General features: G+C 63.7%; 19 protein-coding genes and 1 pseudogene. 10 read left to right on the top strand and 10 right to left on the bottom strand.

What is annotated here, in order from left to right; genetic code table 11:
- The first annotated feature begins 82 nt into the window (after positions 1-82).
- Complete coding sequence (gene purL / locus ASD45_RS05110; RefSeq protein WP_056910506.1) at positions 83-2,293, top strand: phosphoribosylformylglycinamidine synthase subunit PurL; 2,211 nt, start codon at positions 83-85, stop codon at positions 2,291-2,293.
- A 222-nt stretch (positions 2,294-2,515) separates the two neighbouring features.
- Positions 2,516-4,021 (top strand): methyl-accepting chemotaxis protein, encoded by a 1,506-nt coding sequence (locus ASD45_RS05115; protein WP_056910507.1) that lies wholly within the window; start codon positions 2,516-2,518, stop codon positions 4,019-4,021.
- A gap of 19 nt (positions 4,022-4,040) precedes the next feature.
- Here ASD45_RS05115 and ASD45_RS23340 read toward each other — a convergent pair whose 3' ends face one another.
- Complete coding sequence (locus ASD45_RS23340; RefSeq protein WP_056910508.1) at positions 4,041-5,009, bottom strand: hypothetical protein; 969 nt, start codon at positions 5,007-5,009, stop codon at positions 4,041-4,043.
- Between the two features lie 171 nt (positions 5,010-5,180).
- Here ASD45_RS23340 and ASD45_RS05125 point away from each other — a divergent pair, with 171 nt between their 5' ends.
- Both ASD45_RS05125 and grxD read left to right on the top strand, forming a co-directional pair.
- Positions 5,181-5,411: a BolA family transcriptional regulator gene (locus tag ASD45_RS05125; protein WP_056910509.1), complete on the top strand. Its 231-nt coding sequence runs from the start codon at positions 5,181-5,183 to the stop codon at positions 5,409-5,411.
- 188 nt (positions 5,412-5,599) lie between these two features.
- The gene (gene grxD, locus ASD45_RS05130; RefSeq protein WP_056910510.1) at positions 5,600-5,932 is read left to right on the top strand and encodes a Grx4 family monothiol glutaredoxin; all 333 of its coding nucleotides are present in this window, start codon (positions 5,600-5,602) and stop codon (positions 5,930-5,932) included.
- Positions 5,933-5,992: 60 nt separating this feature from the next.
- On the opposite strand, the gene ASD45_RS05135 is transcribed toward grxD, so the two are convergent.
- The gene (locus ASD45_RS05135) at positions 5,993-6,934 is read right to left on the bottom strand and encodes a LysR family transcriptional regulator (protein ID WP_056910511.1); all 942 of its coding nucleotides are present in this window, start codon (positions 6,932-6,934) and stop codon (positions 5,993-5,995) included.
- A gap of 156 nt (positions 6,935-7,090) precedes the next feature.
- On the opposite strand from ASD45_RS05135, the gene ASD45_RS05140 reads away from it, so the two are divergent.
- Positions 7,091-7,576 (top strand): cupin domain-containing protein, encoded by a 486-nt coding sequence (locus ASD45_RS05140; protein ID WP_056910512.1) that lies wholly within the window; start codon positions 7,091-7,093, stop codon positions 7,574-7,576.
- 44 nt (positions 7,577-7,620) lie between these two features.
- On the opposite strand, the gene ASD45_RS05145 is transcribed toward ASD45_RS05140, so the two are convergent.
- Complete coding sequence (locus ASD45_RS05145; protein WP_056910513.1) at positions 7,621-8,514, bottom strand: aldo/keto reductase family oxidoreductase; 894 nt, start codon at positions 8,512-8,514, stop codon at positions 7,621-7,623.
- A 100-nt stretch (positions 8,515-8,614) separates the two neighbouring features.
- Positions 8,615-9,505: a LysR family transcriptional regulator gene (locus ASD45_RS05150; RefSeq protein ID WP_056910514.1), complete on the bottom strand. Its 891-nt coding sequence runs from the start codon at positions 9,503-9,505 to the stop codon at positions 8,615-8,617.
- A 775-nt stretch (positions 9,506-10,280) separates the two neighbouring features.
- Here ASD45_RS05150 and ASD45_RS23345 point away from each other — a divergent pair.
- Positions 10,281-10,484, top strand: a complete 204-nt coding sequence (locus tag ASD45_RS23345; protein ID WP_156380721.1) for a hypothetical protein — start codon at positions 10,281-10,283, stop codon at positions 10,482-10,484.
- Positions 10,485-10,526: 42 nt separating this feature from the next.
- Here ASD45_RS23345 and ASD45_RS05155 read toward each other — a convergent pair whose 3' ends face one another.
- The 3 genes and pseudogenes from ASD45_RS05155 to ASD45_RS05160 form a co-directional block, all read right to left on the bottom strand.
- Positions 10,527-11,039: a hypothetical protein gene (locus ASD45_RS05155; RefSeq protein ID WP_056910515.1), complete on the bottom strand. Its 513-nt coding sequence runs from the start codon at positions 11,037-11,039 to the stop codon at positions 10,527-10,529.
- Entirely contained in the window at positions 11,036-11,509 is a 474-nt protein-coding gene (locus ASD45_RS23350) for a hypothetical protein (RefSeq protein ID WP_156380722.1), read from the bottom strand. The genes ASD45_RS05155 and ASD45_RS23350 overlap by 4 nt, the downstream gene beginning before the upstream one ends.
- A 111-nt stretch (positions 11,510-11,620) precedes the next feature.
- Positions 11,621-12,213: pseudogene (locus tag ASD45_RS05160) on the bottom strand (IS1595 family transposase); the annotation flags it as partial.
- A 251-nt stretch (positions 12,214-12,464) separates the two neighbouring features.
- Between ASD45_RS05160 and ASD45_RS05165 the strand changes: the two are divergent.
- A complete protein-coding gene (locus ASD45_RS05165) occupies positions 12,465-13,688 on the top strand; it encodes a YbfB/YjiJ family MFS transporter (RefSeq protein ID WP_056910516.1) in 1,224 nt (407 codons plus the stop codon).
- A 28-nt stretch (positions 13,689-13,716) separates the two neighbouring features.
- A complete protein-coding gene (locus tag ASD45_RS05170; protein ID WP_056910517.1) occupies positions 13,717-14,199 on the top strand; it encodes a nuclear transport factor 2 family protein in 483 nt (160 codons plus the stop codon).
- Between the two features lie 64 nt (positions 14,200-14,263).
- Here ASD45_RS05170 and ASD45_RS05175 read toward each other — a convergent pair whose 3' ends face one another.
- A complete protein-coding gene (locus ASD45_RS05175; RefSeq protein ID WP_056910518.1) occupies positions 14,264-15,187 on the bottom strand; it encodes an MBL fold metallo-hydrolase in 924 nt (307 codons plus the stop codon).
- Positions 15,188-15,283: 96 nt separating this feature from the next.
- A complete protein-coding gene (gene rpsD / locus ASD45_RS05180) occupies positions 15,284-15,901 on the bottom strand; it encodes a 30S ribosomal protein S4 (RefSeq protein WP_056910519.1) in 618 nt (205 codons plus the stop codon).
- 348 nt (positions 15,902-16,249) lie between these two features.
- Between rpsD and ASD45_RS05185 the strand changes: the two genes are divergently transcribed.
- Both ASD45_RS05185 and ASD45_RS05190 read left to right on the top strand, forming a co-directional pair.
- Positions 16,250-16,603: a hypothetical protein gene (locus tag ASD45_RS05185; protein WP_156380723.1), complete on the top strand. Its 354-nt coding sequence runs from the start codon at positions 16,250-16,252 to the stop codon at positions 16,601-16,603.
- Positions 16,596-17,243: a TerC family protein gene (locus ASD45_RS05190; RefSeq protein WP_056910521.1), complete on the top strand. Its 648-nt coding sequence runs from the start codon at positions 16,596-16,598 to the stop codon at positions 17,241-17,243. The genes ASD45_RS05185 and ASD45_RS05190 overlap by 8 nt, the downstream gene beginning before the upstream one ends.
- On the opposite strand, the gene murI is transcribed toward ASD45_RS05190, so the two are convergent.
- Complete coding sequence (murI, locus tag ASD45_RS05195) at positions 17,233-18,042, bottom strand: glutamate racemase (protein WP_056912593.1); 810 nt, start codon at positions 18,040-18,042, stop codon at positions 17,233-17,235. The genes ASD45_RS05190 and murI overlap by 11 nt on opposite strands.
- Positions 18,043-18,188: the final 146 nt, after the last annotated feature.

The following is an 18,188-nucleotide window of genomic DNA, read 5'->3' on the forward strand; positions in this document are numbered from 1 at the left end:
TTCCTCTGGAAGCCTTGCATCAGGGCGTCTAAGTGGGGGAGGTCCGTGCTAGGCAGAACCTGGCCGCTGATCCAGGATTTCCATGCTCGCGAACAACGTCAAAATCACCCCCGAACTCGTCGCTGAGCACGGCCTCAAGCCGGACGAATATCAGCGCATTCTGGATCTGATCGGCCGCGAGCCGACGCTCACCGAACTCGGCATCTTCTCGGCCATGTGGAACGAGCACTGCTCGTACAAGTCCTCCAAGGTGCATCTGCGCGGCCTGCCGACCAAGGCGCCGTGGGTCATCCAGGGGCCGGGCGAGAACGCCGGCGTCATCGACATCGGCGACGGACTGGCCTGCGTCTTCAAGATGGAGAGCCACAACCACCCGAGCTACATCGAGCCCTATCAGGGCGCGGCCACCGGCGTCGGCGGCATTCTGCGCGACGTGTTCACGATGGGCGCGCGGCCGATCGCCTGCCTCAACGCCTTGAGCTTCGGCGCGCCGGAACATCCCAAGACGCGGCACCTCGTGTCCGGCGTCGTCGCCGGCATCGGCGGCTACGGCAATTCGTTCGGCGTGCCGACGGTCGCCGGCTCGGTGCGTTTCCACCGGCGCTATGACGGCAACATCCTCGTCAACGCCATGGCGGTCGGCCTCGCCGAGAAAGACAAGATCTTCTACGCCGCGGCGTCGGGCGTCGGCATGCCGATCGTTTATCTCGGCTCCAAGACCGGCCGCGACGGCATTCACGGCGCGTCGATGGCGTCGGCCGAATTCGACGACAAGTCGGACGAGAAGCGTCCGACCGTGCAGGTCGGCGATCCGTTCTCGGAAAAGCTGCTGCTCGAGGCCTGTCTCGAGATCATGGCCAAGGATTGCGTCATCGCCATCCAGGACATGGGCGCGGCGGGTCTGACCTCGTCGGCGACCGAAATGGGCGCCAAGGGTAATCTCGGCGTCACGCTCGATCTTGACAAGGTGCCGTGCCGCGAAGAGGGCATGACGGCCTATGAGATGATGCTGTCGGAGAGCCAGGAGCGCATGCTCATGGTGCTCAAGCCCGAGAAGGAAAAGGAAGCGGAGGCCATCTTCCGCAAATGGGGACTCGACTTCGCGGTGGTCGGCGAGACGACGCCGTCGATGCGCTTCATCGTCAAGCACCACGGCGAGGTGATGGCTGATCTGCCGATCAAGGAGCTGGGCGACAGCGCGCCGGAGTACAAGCGGCCTTTCGTCAGCCTGGAAAAGCCGGCGGCGATTGACGCCGGCGCCATCGAGCCGCCCGGCACCATCGCCGACGCGCTCGAGCGCCTCGTCGCAACGCCCGACCTGTGCTCAAAGCGCTGGGTGTGGGAGCAGTACGATCACATCATCGGCGGCAATACGGTGCAGCGGCCGGGCGGCGATGCCGCCGTGGTGCGCGTCCTCGACGGGCCGAAGGCTTTGGCGCTGACCACGGACGTGACGCCGCGCTATTGCGAAGCCAACCCGTTCGAAGGCGGCAAGCAGGCGGTCGCCGAATGCTGGCGCAACCTCACCGCGGTCGGCGCGACGCCGCTCGCCATCACCGACAATCTCAATTTCGGCAATCCCGAGCGGCCCGAGATCATGGGCCAGTTCGTTGGCTGCGTGCGCGGCATTGCCGAAGCCTGCAAGGCGCTCGACTTTCCGGTCGTGTCCGGCAACGTGTCGCTCTACAACGAGACCAACGGCAAGGCGATCTTGCCGACGCCGTCGATCGGCGGTGTCGGTGTCATCGCCGACTTCAAGAAGAGCGCGACGCTGGCGTTCAAGAAAGAAGGCGAGGCGATCCTCGTCATCGGCGAAACCACCGGCTGGCTCGGCCAGTCGATCTACTTGCGCGAGATTTGCGCGCGCGAAGAGGGCGCGCCGCCTCCGGTCGATCTGATCGAGGAACGCGAGAACGGCGAGTTCGTGCGCTCGCTCATTGTCGACGGCGCGGCCACCGCCGCTCACGATCTGTCCGATGGCGGATTGCTGGTGGCGCTGGCCGAGATGGCGATGGCCTCCGGCATCGGCGCCAGCCTCGATGCCGCACCCGACGACGTGCCGGCGCACGCTTACTGGTTCGGCGAGGATCAGGCGCGCTACATCGTGACGGTGCCGGTGCAGGCGGTCGATCTCGTCATGGCGCGGGCGCGCAAGGCCAGCGTGCTGGTGTCACGCATCGGCACGACCGGCGGCGACAAGCTCGCCATCAAGGATCAGCGTGCGCTCGCCGTTTCCGATCTCAACGAGCGTAGCGAACGCTGGCTCCCCACCTACATGGCCGGCCGGGACTAGGCCCGGCCTGTTGATAGGGTGCCATTATCGGCGGCCCCTCAGGGCCCCGATGCCGTTTTTCGCAATGTAAATTAAGACCGGCCGCAAGGTTTTCTTTAGCCTGCCCAATTACCCTACCGGTGGTTGTGCCATGCCGCCCTATTTGGCGTGCCGAGGCGCTGACCGTTTGCCGGGCCCTATTTGGCCCTTCCGTAACGTTCACCCACGGTCCGGAATTCAGCCATGACATTATCGATCTCGCCGCCGCGCAGCCTCGCCCGGTGGACCAACCGTTTCAGTCTGACCTCGCGCCTGACGCTGCTGGCGATCGTCACCATGGCGCTCGCGGTCGGTGTTTCGATCTGGACGTCGATCTCCATCACCAAGGGCGAGATGTATCGCCGCGCCCAGGAGGCGCTCGACATCAACATCAAGCTGCTCGACAGCGCGCTCACCGCCTATGGCGCGCCGCGCCGCGACGGCGACAAGTTCTATTTCGGCAATACGTTGATCAACAATAACTTCGAGGCTGTCGATCGCGTCAAGGCGATCGCCGGCGGCACCGCGACGGTGTTTATGGGCGATCAGCGCGTCGCGACCAACGTGGCGAAGCCCGATGGTTCGCGCGCGGTCGGCACCAAACTGGCGCCCGGTCCGGCCTACGACACCGTGTTCACGAAGAAGCAGACCTATCGCGGCGAGGCTAACATTCTCGGCACCGAATATCTGACGGTGTACGAGCCGATCATGGGCGGCAATGATGTGCTCGGCATCGCCTATGTCGGCGTCAAGAAGGCCGAGTTCTTTGCCGTTCTGCAGAGCCTGATGACGATGAGCCTGATCGGCGGTCTCGTTGTCATCCTGATCGCCGGGGCCGCGATGTTCTTCCTGGTGCGCCGGATCTTTGCGCCGGTCGGCTCGATGTGCAGCGACCTTGTCGCCATGGCCAGCCGCGCCTCGGGCGAGGTGCTCGACACCGCGCATATGAGCCAGATCGAGGAAATGCGGGCCGCCGTGACGGCGCTCGACGAAGCAACGCGCGCCAAGGAGCAGGCCGAGGCCGAAGCAGCGGCGCTGCGCGAGCGCGTCGAGGCGCAACGTCGGCACCGTGCCGATCAGGCCGCCCGCGCCGCCGACGAGCGCAGCCGCGCCGTTGCCGAGCGCGCCCATGCCATGGACGAAATCTCGGCGACGGTGAAGAAGAACGCCGGAGAGGCGGCCGAAGCCGACCGTGTGGCGACGCAAACCAGCGACGTCGCCGACCGCAGCGGCAAGATCGTGTCGAAGGCGATCGAGGCGATGTCGCGCATCGAACAGTCTTCGCACAAGATCTCCGACATCATCTCGGTGATCGATGAGATCGCGCGGCAGACCAACCTTTTGGCGCTCAATGCCGCGGTGGAAGCGGCACGCGCCGGCGACGCCGGGCGTGGCTTCGCCGTGGTGGCGACCGAAGTGCGCAGCCTGGCGCAACGCTCCTCGCAGGCGGCCAAGGACATCAAGCAACTGATCGGCTCGTCGTCCGAGCGCGTGAAGGAGGGTGTCGACCTGGTCAACAGCGCCGGTTCCTCGCTCGCCGAAATCGTCGATCAGATCCGCAAGGTGGCCGGCATCGTCTCCGGCATCGCGGTCGCCAATAACGAACAGGCGGCCGGCCTCGAGCAGATCAACCGCACGCTGACGCAGCTCGATCAGACCTCTCAGGACGCTACCGGCTGGGCGGACGAGGACGAGGCGGTCGCCGCCTGAGCGGCGATCGCCACTTCGCTCACTGCTGATTGCGCTCCATCACCCGGCGCAGAATGCGGCCCGCTGGCGTGATGCCGGGCGGCAGGCGACGATGCTCCGTCGTCGTGGTGGTCGTCGTCGTCGCGGCACCCGCGGCCGGCGCGGCGCCGGCGGGGATCGAATCGGCGATGTCGGCGAGCGAGGTCTGGCAGTTCGGCGACAGCTTGGCGGCGTTGCGCTGCAGACAGGCGAGCGCCTCCGGCCCGCCGGGCGGCACGCCCTTGCAATTGCGCGAATAGTCGGCGCGGCAGGTATTCCTGATCGCGCTCATCTGCGCCGCAGTCGGCGCCGGCGGTGCATCGGCGGTCGTCGCCGGAACTGGCGCCGCAGCCGCTGGCGCCGCGGCCTGCTTGGGCATCGTGGCGCCGACGGCAGCCTGGCAGCCCGGCGACAGACGCGCCGCGTTCTTCTGCAGGCATTGCAGCGCCTGCGCGCCGCCCGGCTGGACGCCGGAGCAGTTCGACATGAAATCGGAGCGGCAGGCCGACTTGATCGCCGATTGCTGGGCGGCGGTGACCTGTGGCGCGGCGGCGGTCGCCGCGGTCTTGGGCGCGGCCATGCTGGCCGCTGGCGGTTTAGCGGTGGCGATCGTCGGCGCCGGCGCGGCTGGAGCGGGTGCCGGCGCGGCAACGACCGGGGACGGCGCAGGGGCGGGCGGTGGCGGCGCTGCGGGCGCCGCGGCGGCCGCGGCCGGTGCGGGCTTCGGGATCGTGGCGCTCACGGCCGTCTGGCAGCCCGGCGACAGCTTCGAGACGTTCTTCTGCAGGCACTGCAGCGCTTGGGCGCCGCCGGGCTGCACGCCGGAGCAGTTCGACATGAAATCGGAGCGGCAGGAGGACTTGATCGCCGCCTGCTGTTCGGCGGTGACCTGGGCGAAGGCGCCCGGCATCAGCGCGAGGCTCATGACGCCGGCCAGCGCGGCTCCCAGGACGTGGTGCGTGTGCGGCATGTCGTTTCCCCTCCAAAGACCGCGAACCGCCGCGGCGGCGCGAGTGTTACGGCCGCAGTTATACGCCGCCTCCGATTGAGCCGGGACTGACATTTTTTGGGTGCAAATTCTGCGTAAGGGCTGCCGCTGGCGGGCAGGTTGCGTATGGTGGGCCCCAGGAGGACGGACAATATGGCAATGGATGCGGGCGAGATCGAGCGGCTGATCAAGGAAGGCATTCCGGACGCGCAGGTGACGATCCGTGATCTGGCCGGCGACGGCAATCACTACGCCGCCACCGTGCTGGCGCCGTCTTTTGCCGGAAAATCGCGCGTCCAGCAGCATCAGCTCGTTTACAATGCCCTGAAGGGCAATATGGGCGGTGTGCTGCACGCGCTGGCGCTGCAGACCGGGACGCCCTAGGCGGCCAATTTCTTCCAAAAGCCGAGAATTAACAGTCATTTCGTTCCCGTGCCGCCGACCCCCTTGGGGTGGCGCGGTGAACTGGGCTACATATATCCGTGACACCGGCAGGTGCTTCGCGCGGATCGGCCGCGACCCAAGCCGGGACGACTGGGCCGTCTAACCGAATTAACAAGGATTCCGCTGCCATGGGCATCGAGCAGTTCATCGATAACGAAGTGAAGTCGAACGACGTCGTGCTGTTCATGAAGGGCACGCCGCAGTTCCCGCAGTGCGGGTTCTCCGGCCAGGTCGTGCAGATTCTCGACCATCTCGGCGTTCCCTACAAAGGGCTCAACGTCCTCGAGTCGGCGGACCTGCGCGACGGCATCAAGGCCTATTCGAACTGGCCGACCATTCCGCAGCTCTACATCAAGGGTGAGTTCGTCGGCGGCTGCGATATCGTCCGCGAGATGTTCCAGGCGGGCGAACTGCAGCAGACGCTGAAGGAAAAGGGCGTCGCGGTCGCCGCCGGCGCCTGATCGCCGCCTCGCAACGAATACAGGCACCCTGAGCGCGCGCCCGCGCCTCAGGGTGTTTCTTTATGCGCTATCTTTGCGGAATGGCTTGATGGCTGTCATCACCTGATCGCGCATCCAGCGATGCGCCGGGTTCTGGTCGTAGCGCCGGTGCCAGTAGAGATTGATGTCAGGCACATCGACGGCGATCGGCGGCCGATAAATCGACAGTCCGAGCTCAGCCGCGACGGCCTTGGCGAACTGCACCGGCACTGTGGCGATCAGCCGGCCGCGCGCCACTGCCAGCCCAATGGCATGGAAGTGCGGCAATGTCAGCACGACCTGTCGCGCAGCACCGTGCTTGCGCAGTGCATCATCGACCGCCCCGGACATGCCGCCGTCGATCGAGCGCAGCGCGTGCGGCAGCCGGCAGAACAGCGCCAGCGGAATCTTGCCGCCCGCCTTGACACGGGCGGCACGGATGTCGGCGTGGCCGCGCGCGGCGATGACCACGAAGGGCGAGTGGAACATCAGCTCCTTCGAGACCCAGTCCGGCATGTCCAACGGGCGTTCGAGCGCCATGTCGATGACATTGTCGCGCAGCAACCGCTCGACGTCGCCGCTGGCGCTGTCGAGGAGGCGCAATTTGATGCCGGGCGCAAGCGCGGCGATGCGCTCGGCGAAACGCGGCATCAGTTGCATCGAGAACAGGTCGGCGCCGAATAAAGTGAACACACGATCGGCGTTCGATGGATCGAAGCGGGCGTCACCGGCTACCGTTTGCTCGATCTGCGCCAGCGCCTCGCGAATCCCTGAGGCGAGGGCCTCGGCCCGCGGCGTCGGCATCATGTCGTTGCCGCGGCGCACGAACAATTCGTCGCCGAGGATGTGACGCAGACGATTGAGCGCGCTGCTCATCGCCGGCTGGCTGAGACCGATGAGGTCGCCGGCGCGAGTCACGCTGCGCTCGCGCGCCAGGGCATCGAACACCCGCAGCAGGTTGAGATCGAAAGCGGCGAAGTTCATGGCGCGCTCAATTCACGGCCATAATGGGGCCCATACAATCATTGGATTTCATGCGCCGCCGCCCATCGCCTAGATCCGCCGCCATTCATCGTATCAAAGCCGCGCCGTTGGGCAATGCGCGCTGCTCGATGCGGACTTCATTCAAGGAGATGGTCGATGGCTTCCGCTTCCGCCCCCGAGTCGGTCTGGTTTCTCGATGGCCTGATGCGCATTCACGTCTCCGCCGGCAACGGCGGCCGTGACATAAGCCTGATCGAGCACACCGCGCCTTACCTGTCCTCGCCGCCGGTTCACGCGCATCGCGACGAGGACGAGATCTTTTACCTGCTGGACGGCGAGGTTCGTTTCGTCGTCGAAGGCCGGCCGGTCACCGCTGGTGCCGGCCAGAGCGTGGTGGCGCCGCGCGGCAAGCCGCACAGCTTCCAGGTGACGTCGCGCAACGGCGCGCGCTGGCTGGTGATCACCTGCGGCCGCAATTTCGAACGCCTGGTCCGGGCGATCGGCCGCCCGGCCGGCACCGACGACCTGCCGCCTGTGGCAGCGCCGACGGCGGCCGAGGCCGAGGCGCTCGGCGCCGCCTGCAGGGCGAGCGGCATCGATATCCTTGGCCCGCCGCTCGCCGCGGCGACGGACGTGGCCTGATCGCGGCCACGCGCGTCTCGCCGCAGCAGTGCTGGCCGCTGACGTCAGTGCGCCGCGGCGTGCGTTTCGCTGCGCGCCGCGATGCCATTCAGCGCTTCCATCGCATCGTCCGGCAATTCGAGTTCGGCGGCGGCGAGATTTTCGCGCAGATGTCCGACCGACGACGTGCCCGGGATCAGCAGGATGTTCGGCGAACGGCGCAACAGCCAGGCGAGCGCGACCTGCATCGGCGTGGCGCCAATGCGCTTGGCAACCTCCGACAAGGTCGATGACTGCAGCGGCGTGAAACCGCCGAGCGGGAAGAACGGCACGTAAGGAATGCCGTCGCGCGCGAGCGCGTCGATCATCGCGTCGTCGTCGCGGTGCGCCAGGTTGTACTGGTTTTGCACGCAAACGATGTCGCAGATGCTGCGACCTTCGGCGACCTGCGTCGCCGTGACGTTGCTCAGGCCGATGTGACGGATCAGCCCCTTGCGTTGCAAGTCGGCGAGCACCGTGAGCTGCGGCTCGATCGAGCCTTCGGCGGGACCGTGAATGCCGTGCATGCTGCGGAAGTTGACGACCTCGATCGCGTCGAGGCCGAGATTGCGCAGGTTGTCGTGCAGAGCCTGCGTCAGCTCTTGCGGCGACATGGCCGGAATCCACGACGCATCGGCGCCGCGGCGTGCCGAAATCTTGGTGACGATGACGAGATCGTCCGGGTAAGGGTGCAAAGCCTCGCGGATGGTCTGATTGGTGACGTGCGGGCCGTAGAAATCGGAAGTATCGATGTGATTGACGCCGGCGGCGATGGCTTCGCGCAGCACGGCACGCGCCGCGGCAGGGTCTTTTGGCGGGCCGAACACGCCGGGGCCGGCGAGTTGCATGGCGCCGTAGCCGAGACGGTTTACGGTGCGGTGGCCGAGTTTGTAGGTGCCGGCCTTATTGAGCGTGGTCATGGGCGATCTCCGTTGCATGTCAACGCGGAGATAGCCGCCCGGCCGTCCAACGATAATCCGGGCTAATCAGTACGAGCCGTGCGGAAAAGCGAACAATGCTTCAGCCGTGGTCGGCGGAGCTCGCGCCATAACGCGGCCGTGCCATGTCCAGGAAGCCGGACATAGCGCTCGAAACATAGGCGTCCTTGCGGCGGACGAATAGCGTATCGACCAGCGCGCGCTCGGGCGGCAACTCGTGCACTGCGATGAGGCCCTTCCGCCAGGCGTCGGCGACGACGCTTTTCGGCAGCAGACTCACGCCGACGCCCGCCGCTACGCAACTGACGATCGCATCGAGCGAACCGAATTCCAGCGGCCTTGCCGTGACGATTCCGATGTCGGCGAGATAGGACTCAAGCCGCTGGCGATAGGAGCATCCGATCTGGAAGACGATCGTCTTGAGATCCGGGTTCGCCACAAGCTCCGCAGGCGTGCGGATTGCGCGCGAGGTGATGAGGACGAGTTCTTCCTGGAAGATCGTCTCCTGATGAAGATCGGGATGCGTAACGGGTCCGGCGACGAAGGCGCCTTCGATCCGGCAGGCGATGACGTCGTCCAGGAGCTTGCGCGTCGTGCCGGTCGTGACGATGAGCTGGACGGCGGGGTGCGCCTTGGCGAACTGACTGAGCAATGGTGACAGCCGCAAGGCGGTGGTGGTCTCGAGACTGCCGAGGTGCAGCGGGCCGCTGGGGACGCCGTCGTCCTTCGCCGCCGTGGTGGCGTCCGCGAGCAGCCGGGTGATGCGTCCGACGAAAGGCAGGATCCGTTGTCCGGCCGGCGTCGTCAGGACGCCACGCGCGTGGCGTTGAAACAGGCTGACGCCGAGCTCCTCCTCCAGCGCCCGAATGCGCGCCGTGACATTGGACTGGACGGTGTGCAGCTCCTGCGCGGCCCGATTCATGCTGCCGTTGCGGGAAACCGCCTCGAAGACCCTGAGATCGGCGACGTCCATGGTCTCAATATCCTGTTCAGTGATAGCGAATGCCTACTATACCCATTTTCATAGATATGGCGAAGGGCCGCTCCCACCAGTAGCAACGGGAGGTCGCGGCCCTTAGGTAACAAACGCATCAAGGTAACTGTGGCGGTCTAGCGCGGCCATTCCCCATACATTGCAGGCCGGTCCCTATAAGCACGAAGGCAACCCGACTAAGTACCCGACACTGGGAGCCGTATTTCCTTTGTCAGCACAATCGGGCCGCCCAACGGGCCGCATTGTCGGCTGGTAAAAGCCGACGATGACCCCAAGCCCCCCTAAAGGGCGAGATCTAGAACACTCGCCCATTGCGTCATGTCAGAGTCCCAAATCATCAACACCCTAGAAACCAAGCGTAAGGCTATCGAGCGCGATCAAGGGCTATGAGAAGCAGATCGAGCTTGCCGCGATCTGGCCCATGTGAACGCCACTCTGGTCTATTTGCCGCTCCCGAGAGGCGCACCGAGTTCCCGGTCTATATGGAGACCTGAGGCTGTTTACGCCTCGGGAGGTCTCGCATTATGTAAGGCGGCGCTGGCCGCTGAGGGGCCGCTAGACACGGGGGAGCTTGCCCTGAGAGTCATCCGAGCCAAGGGGCTAGCCGAAGGCGGCGACCTGCTTCGGCGTCGATTGCGTTCCGTATCGTGCAAGCTCTAACGATGCAGGCGAAGCGGCGCACAATTAACAAGTTGTCGAGGCGCAAAGGTGGGACAATGTGGGGCTTAGTCAACAGGTAACGCAGGAGAGGTTTATGGCATTTTTTGTTAAGCTAACTTCTAGCCACGATAAGTCGCCAGTATTTGTCAATGTGGACGAGGTTCGGTTGTTTAAGCCGGTAGAAGGCCACACCAATATCATCTTTGATCGAGAACATGTAATCGGCGTACTAGAGGGAAAAGAGCAAATCATTGGAGCAATGGACCAGTCTCGGAAAGCAGGCATCGCGTCTGTTTAGAGGGCCTTGCATGCTGCCGTTATAACATAGGCACGGCATTGCTCAGGTGGCAGCGGCTTTCTGCAGCTCTTGCAACAGAAGACGTGTCTTCTTTTCAAATTCATGCTGCGCCTGTTCGCGGTCTAGTTTGAGTGGAAGTGGCAACCTCTGCTCTTCCTTGCCGAGCCATTCCCATACAAAACCGATCAGGCGCTGCCGCTCAGCAACATTCAGAGCGTGCATTGAGATGTCAGTTCTAATTTTATCGGCGGTTTCCTGAATGATCTTATCGTCGATGATGGCTAATAGCGCTATTTTTTGTAAGTCTTCCTTCAGTCGCGAGTAAAGCGATGGATTTTCCTGGAAGGTAACGCCGACTGCGCTCTCCATATCTATAAGGAGGGCATCGACGAGCTTTTGGTCCGGCCAAGAAATCTCGGCGCTTATTTGCTCACGTATTCTGGCGCTCCCAGCTTTGCGCTTGCGCGACCTGTAATCGAGCCAAAGGACGACAAGCGCCGCGATAATGACGACTGCGGCAATAATGCTGGTTCCAGTTGCGATCCAATCGTTCATTCGGCAACGGTCCCTTGTGCCCGGCCTAGATGAAGGCTGACAGCGACTAGCGTTGAAATTGCGACTGCAACAACGCAGAGAACCAACGAAAGTTTACTTCTTGCGAGATCGAAAGTATATCCTGACTCAAGCGTACTATTAATAAACATGCTAATTCTAATATAGTGAAATAGAGAAATAAAAGCAAATAAAAACGCGATACCTCGAAAGGCTATTATTACTTTTTTTCTCGTGATTTTAAAAGTCTTGAAGTGTTCATCGCATAGCCAATCCGGCAAACAAGCAAGGAACACCGCTACACCCACAAATGAAAGATCGGATATAAGTTTATCCGGGACATCGAAGTACTGACTTATCTTGACTGTGCTTACGAGTTTGTTGTCGGGTAAAAAGAACCACAAGGTCATGTAAGGCAGAGCGCTACCAAACATGGCAGCTAGCCAAATATAAAGGCGGTACGGTCCGCTCATTATAAGTATTCCCCCTAGAATCTTCAGGTCTTATGCCCGAATGCGAGATGTCACTTTAGCGTGAGTTGATGGAATTTGACAACCGAGCCCGCGCGGACGTTCAATTCCGTGTCGTTGCCAACACCCTTTCCAATTGCGGCGGACGCCGTGAGCGAGGGCAAGACCGATGGCACGATGAGCGAGCGCGCCGTTAGCTTCGCGGCGGTGATCGTCAAGCCAAGCCGCGTGGGCGGTATGGGTGAAGATACTGCGGCGAAACGCTGTGGTGCTAGCCATCCTCCTTGCCCTTGGTTTCGTCGGCCGTCGCCTCGCGGAGCTTATGTGCGATGGACGAGCGCGGTCTTACGCTGGCAATCCAGATCGCGCGAAACCTGCAACGCGCTGATGCCTTTGGCACCGTTCACGATGATGCAGATCGCGGCCAGCAAATCGACAAAGCTCATCTTGCGCGAGGCGAAGATGGTCCCGCTCGTGACAGAGAATTGCTTGCCGCAAGCCGAGCACTTGAAGCGGCGGCGTGGGATTTCGTAAGCGTCAACGTCGCCACACTGCGGGCAAACCGCTTCGCCATGCGTCTCAGGCCAGCGCAGCTTGCGGAAGGTCGCGTAAGCCTTGTCCTCGCCAGCGGCGTAGATCGCCTTCAGGCTGAGAGTCCGGGCTGCGGCCGAAAGGAGAAAGTGCGCGAAGAAACATAAAGCGTCCACCGGGTCTCTCCAGCACCCGGCCTTCAGGTAGATTCCTGCAACGTCCCCGATCTGGCTTTAGGCCGGGGATTAGTTGTTGCATTTGCTACGTGAGGCCGGGAATTCGCGCAGGGAAGTTGAAATTTCCGCCCGAAAGACGTGGTCTACCCGCTTAATATCTCTATTTCAGATAGCGCCTATCATAATAATTCAATTTTTATGATCGCTTTGGCCCCCCATTCTCATCCGGACCGATAGGTGAGGAATGGCCCATGAGCAGCGTCACAATCCGTCAACGCGAGCAGAACCCTGAAGCTGCGACCAGCTTATGGCGCTCGGTCATGTCGGCGTTCTGCGCCAGTCTGATCGGCATCGGGCTCGCGCGCTTTGCCTACACACCGCTGTTGCCGGCGATCATCGGCGCGCACTGGTTCGAGCCATCGGCGGCCGCCTATCTCGGTGCCGCCAATCTTGCCGGCTATCTCGCCGGCGCGTTGCTCGGTCGTCCGCTCGCGGCGCGGACGAGCACCGTCATCACTCTCAGAACGATGATGCTGCTGGCGACTACGGCATTCTTCGCCTGCGCCTTTCCCACCAGTTTTGCCTGGTACTTCGTCTGGCGCTTCGCCTCGGGTCTCGCCGGCGGCGCGTTGATGGTGCTGGCGGCGCCAACGGTGCTGCCGCATATCCCCGTGTCGCGCCGCGGTCTCGCCGGCGGCGCGATCTTCATGGGCGTCGGCGCGGGAGTCGTCGCGTCCGGAACGCTGGTGCCGCTGCTGCTGCAGCAGGGATTGCAGCAGACCTGGATTTGGCTCGGCGCGCTGTCCTTGCTCCTGACGGCGATCGCCTGGACCGGATGGCCAGGCGATGCCGAACCGGCCGCGGCGCCCAAGCCCAATGCGGCGCCGCCGCGCCAGCGTGTTCTCTGGGCGCTGTTTGCCGAGTACGGGCTGAATGCGGCCGGCTGGGTGCCGCACATGATCTTCCTCGTCGACTTCGTCGCGCGCGGCCTCGGTGAAGGCGTTCAGGTCGGCGCCGAATACTGGGTTCTGTTCGGCGTCGGCGCGACGGTCGGGCCGCTGCTCGCCGGCCACCTGGCCGACCGCGCCGGGTTCGGCCCGGCGCTGCGCTTTGCCTTTCTCATCGAAGCGGGCGCGGTGGTCATTCCGGCATTCGGTCTCGGCCAAGCCTGGTTGACGGTGTCGAGCATCATCGTCGGCGCCTTCGTGACCGGCACCGTGCCGCTTGTGCTCGGCCGCATCGGCGAGTTGTTGCCGCATCATCCGGCGCAGCAGAAGCAGGCCTGGAGTCTTGCAACAGCATGCTTCGCGCTCTGTCAGGCCGTCGCCGCCTATGCGCTGTCCTACGTGTTCGCACAGAGCAACGGCAATTATCGCCTGCTGTTCCTGATCGGCGGCGCGGCGATGGTGCTCGCGCTGGTGATCGATTTCATCGCGACGCTTGCCGCGCCGCGTTCCGCCGAGGCGGGCGAGTAAAAAAAGCGAAAGCGCAAAGGAGAAGCCTATGTCGTCGTCGATAACCGAGATCACCGGCGCCGAAATGCGCAAGGGCGACGGCAGCGCGCTCGACGCGCTGATCGATTTCTACCGCGCCTTCAATCGACACGACCTCGACGGCCTGGCGGCCAACTGGGCGGCGGGCGAGATCCCCAGTATGGACAATCCGATCGGCGGCATCCGCCGCGGCTGGCCGTCGATCCGCGATGGCTATGCCAGGTTGTTCGGCGGACCGGCGAAGGTCAATGTCACCTTCCATGATTTCACCAGCCAGAGCTGGAACGGCTGTCATCTCTTCGTCGGCCGCGAAAAGGGCAGGTGCGTGACGCCGACTGCGACTGTCGATCTGCGCATCCGCACCACCCGGTGGTTTGCGCAAATCGACGGCATCTGGCGGCAGGTGCATCACCACGGCTCGATCGAAGAGCCGACGCTGCTTGCCGACTATCAGCGGGCCATTTTCGGCGCGCCGCTCGACCGCCCGGCGTGACTAAGGGCGATGCAACAACAGCCTTACCGCGCCGCCGCCCCGATGTGACAGCCGGCGCCTTACGTCAGCCCGCCGCGACGTAACGGTACGCGCCGTCCTTGCGCTCGACCATGCCAATGCCCGGATAGGGCAGGTGGAAGCCGATGATCTTCGTCTTGTCGGTGGCGAGGCGATCGAGCAGTTTCTGGCGCGTCGCCACTGCCTGATCGGGCACGTGATCGGCCGCCGGCTTCCATTCCGGATGCGCGAATGAAATCGTCGGATGCGTCAGCGCGTCGCCAGTCACGATGAGACCGTCGCCGCCTTTCAGCGCCAGCGAGGCATGGCCCTGGGTGTGGCCGGGCGTCGAGACGATCTGCAGGCCGGGCACGATCTCGTCGCCGTCCTTGAACATCGCGACGCGGTCCTTGATCGCCGCGTAATTGCGCCGCGCGCCGGTAACGAAGCCGGCGCGCTCGGCCGGCAGGCCGCGCGTGGCGTTGTCGCCGTGCCAGAAATCCCATTCGGCGGCGCCGACGTGGAATTGCGCGTTCGGCAACATCAGTTCGTCGAATTCATCGACGGTGCCCCACAGGTGATCGGGATGGCCGTGGGTGAAGATCACTTTGGTGATCTTCGTCTTGTCGATGCCGGCGGTCTTGAGATTGTCCCACACCTTGCCCGCGGTCGGCATGAAGCGGTCGCCGGAGCCGGTGTCGATGAGGATGAGATCGCTGCCGTGCCTGACGAGCGTGACGTTGGTCGGCGCGTTATAGGTCTCGCCGGATTGTCCGGCGGCGGCGAGCATCGCGGCGCGTTCGGCCGGATCGGCATCGGCGGCGAGGAAGCTCACCGGCAGCACGAGGTGGCCGTCGCTGACGACAGTGACGTCGAAGTCACCATGCTTGAGCGCGGTCAGCGCGGCGACGGCGGGCAACGCGCCGAACGCGCCGAACGCTCCGAAGGCAGCCGTCCCGGCCAGCACCGCGCGGCGAGTGAGAAGGTTCATGTCATGGCCCCGGCAAATATTCAGAACCATGAATAACAAATCCCCCGCCTTTTGGGCAGGGGATCTGGAAGTCTTGTCGCTGAAAGCGAAGCGCGGTTAGCGCGAATAGTATTCCACCACCAGGTGCGGCTCCATCTGCACCGGGTAGGGCACATCCGACGGCGCCGGCACGCGGGCCATCTGGGCGCTCATCTTGCCGGTATCGACGCTGATGTAGTCCGGCACGTCGCGCTCGGCCAAGGCCTGCGCTTCGAGCACCAGGTTCATCTGCTTCGACTTCTCGCGGATTTCGATCACGTCGCCGACCTTGACGCGGTAGCTGGCGATGTTGACCTTCTTGCCGTTCACCTTGACGTGGCCGTGGTTGATGAACTGGCGGGCGGCGAACACGGTCGGCACGAACTTGGCGCGGTAGATCACCGCATCGAGGCGGCGCTCGAGCAGGCCGATCATGTTGGCGCCGGAGTCACCCTTCATGCGGATGGCTTCGTCGTAGATGCCGCGGAACTGCTTCTCGGAGATGTTGCCGTAGTAGCCGCGCAGCTTCTGCTTAGCCTTGAGCTGGACACCGTAGTCGGACAGCTTGCCCTTGCGGCGCTGGCCGTGCTGGCCGGGGCCGTATTCGCGGCGGTTCACCGGGGACTTCGGACGGCCCCAGATGTTCTCGCCCATGCGGCGATCGATTTTGTACTTGGATTCCAAACGCTTGGTCATCGCGTCCTCATATGATTCAAACTAAGGGTGAGGAAACGCGCCCTCCTTTGTCCCGGGTCACCCCGGAACCGACAGCCAAGTCCTTGAAGCGTAAGGGCTTGTCACGGGTCGCGAAACGCCGAACGGGCCCCTAGGGCCCGTCAGGTGGGTGGCTTTTAAGCGCGGCATCCCCCCATGTCAAATTTGTTGCGACAGCGAGCCGCAGGTATTTCCGGCGCCAAACGCGGGCTTTGATACCGTTTTGTCTTGCAGACGGCCGATTTTGGCCTACTTTCCCATCGTCAGGCCGGGCCCCTCTGGCAGTCATGCGACTGCGATGTCGGACTGAAATCTCGACGTGGGTCCGATATGCGCCAGGATAAGCCGTTTCAACAATCCCAATCCGGAAGGCCGTCCACCGGGCGGCCAGCACTCGTGCCTTGGCTGGCGATCGCCTTCATGGCGGGGCTGGCCATCACGGTCGTGCTGGTACCGCAGGCGTTGGTGCTCCCGGTCGTCAGCGTGGCTGCGCTGGCGTCCGCCGCCATCATTGCGGTGACCGCCTACGTGTCACCGCGGCTGGCGACGCTCAGGCCGATTAACGGCTGGGACATTGCGGGAGCGTTGACGCTGATCGGCTGTGCAGCGGCCATCTTTGGCGAAATCGAACCCTTGGTCGAATACTTCAAACCTGCACCGGAACGGAGCCCTTCGCGTGGTTGATTTTGCGCATCTGTTTACGCCTGAATCCCTAAGCGCCTTTGCCCAGGTCATCATGATCGACCTGGTACTGGCCGGCGACAATGCCGTCGTCATCGGTCTTGCCGCGGCCGGCCTTCCTCTCGACCAGCGGCGGAAGGCCATCATTGTCGGTATCATCGCCGCGACCGTGCTGCGCATCGGCTTTGCCGGCGTCGCCATCCAGCTTCTGCAAATCGTCGGCCTGCTGTTTGCCGGTGGCGTGCTGCTGTTGTGGGTGTGCTGGAAGATGTGGCGCGAATTGCGCTCCGGCGGCCACGAAGGCGAGGGCATGTTCAACGGTGATGTCAACGGCGCGGCTGCAACCGCTGCACCGCGCAAGACCTTCGCGCAAGCCGCCTGGCAGATTCTGATCGCCGACGTGTCGATGTCGCTCGACAACGTCCTCGCGGTCGCCGGCGCGGCGCGCGACCACCCGACGGCGCTGATCTTCGGTCTCGGCCTGTCGATCCTGCTCATGGGCGTCGCGGCAAACTTCATCGCCGGGCTGCTGACCAAGCACCGCTGGATCGCTTATGTCGGCCTCGCGATCATTCTCTATGTCGCGGGCGACATGATCGTTCGCGGCGCGCTCGAGATCCGCGCCGAGGCATTCACAGGCTGAAGCCAAAATGGCCAAGGGCCGCTGCCAACGGCGGCGGCGGCTCGCGGCCTGAGGTGAAGAAGATTCGCGGCGGTACTTTATCCGCCGCGACCTCGCGGTCGCGCAACAGATCGGCAACGCGCCGCGCGATCGCCGGCGCCGGATCGATCCAGTCGACTGGCCAAGGCGCGAGCTTGCGGAAGCGCTCCGTCAGCAACGGATAATGCGTGCAGGCGAGCACGACGGTGTCCGTCTTGCGGCCATCGGCATCGACGAAGCACGGCCCGATCTCGGCGGCGATATCGCCGTCGGCCACCGGCATGCCGGACAGCTGGAGTTCGGCGATGCTGGCAAGTTTCGGCGAGCCGACGGGGACAACGTCGCAGCCGGCGGCGAATTCGCGGATCAGTGCGTGGGTGTATTCGAGCGACACGGTGGCTTTGGTGCCGAGGACGGCGATGCGTTTCGACTTCGACTGCGCGCAGGCCGGCTTGATCGCCGGCACGGTGCCGACGAAGGGTACGGTGTAACGCTTGCGCAGTTCGGCCAGCGCCAGTGTCGAGGCAGTGTTGCAGGCGACGACGATGAGATCGGGCTTGTGCGCCGCGATCGCATCACCCATGACAGCGACGATGCGCTGGATCAGCGCGTCGGGCGGCTGATTGCCGTAGGGAAAGCCGGCGTCGTCAGCGACGTAGACGAAACGCGCGTCGGGACGCGCCGCGATGACTTCGCGGAAAACGGTGAGACCGCCGACGCCGGAATCAAAAATCAGCACGGCAGGCGCGGCGCTTCCTGAACGATTATTTAGATTCGGCATGAAACCGTAGAATAAGCCATGTTCATGCATCGGTGACAATAGGTCGCAGCCGGGAAGCCCATACTCGTCCGTTTTATTCCATGAATGGAGCACGTGCGTCGAACCATCGGCGACGCAATCCGTTTTCCTCTTGAAAGGGGCGACGA

The sequence above is a fragment of the Pseudolabrys sp. Root1462 genome (genome assembly GCF_001426945.1).
In the GTDB taxonomy this organism is placed as follows: domain Bacteria; phylum Pseudomonadota; class Alphaproteobacteria; order Rhizobiales; family Xanthobacteraceae; genus Pseudolabrys.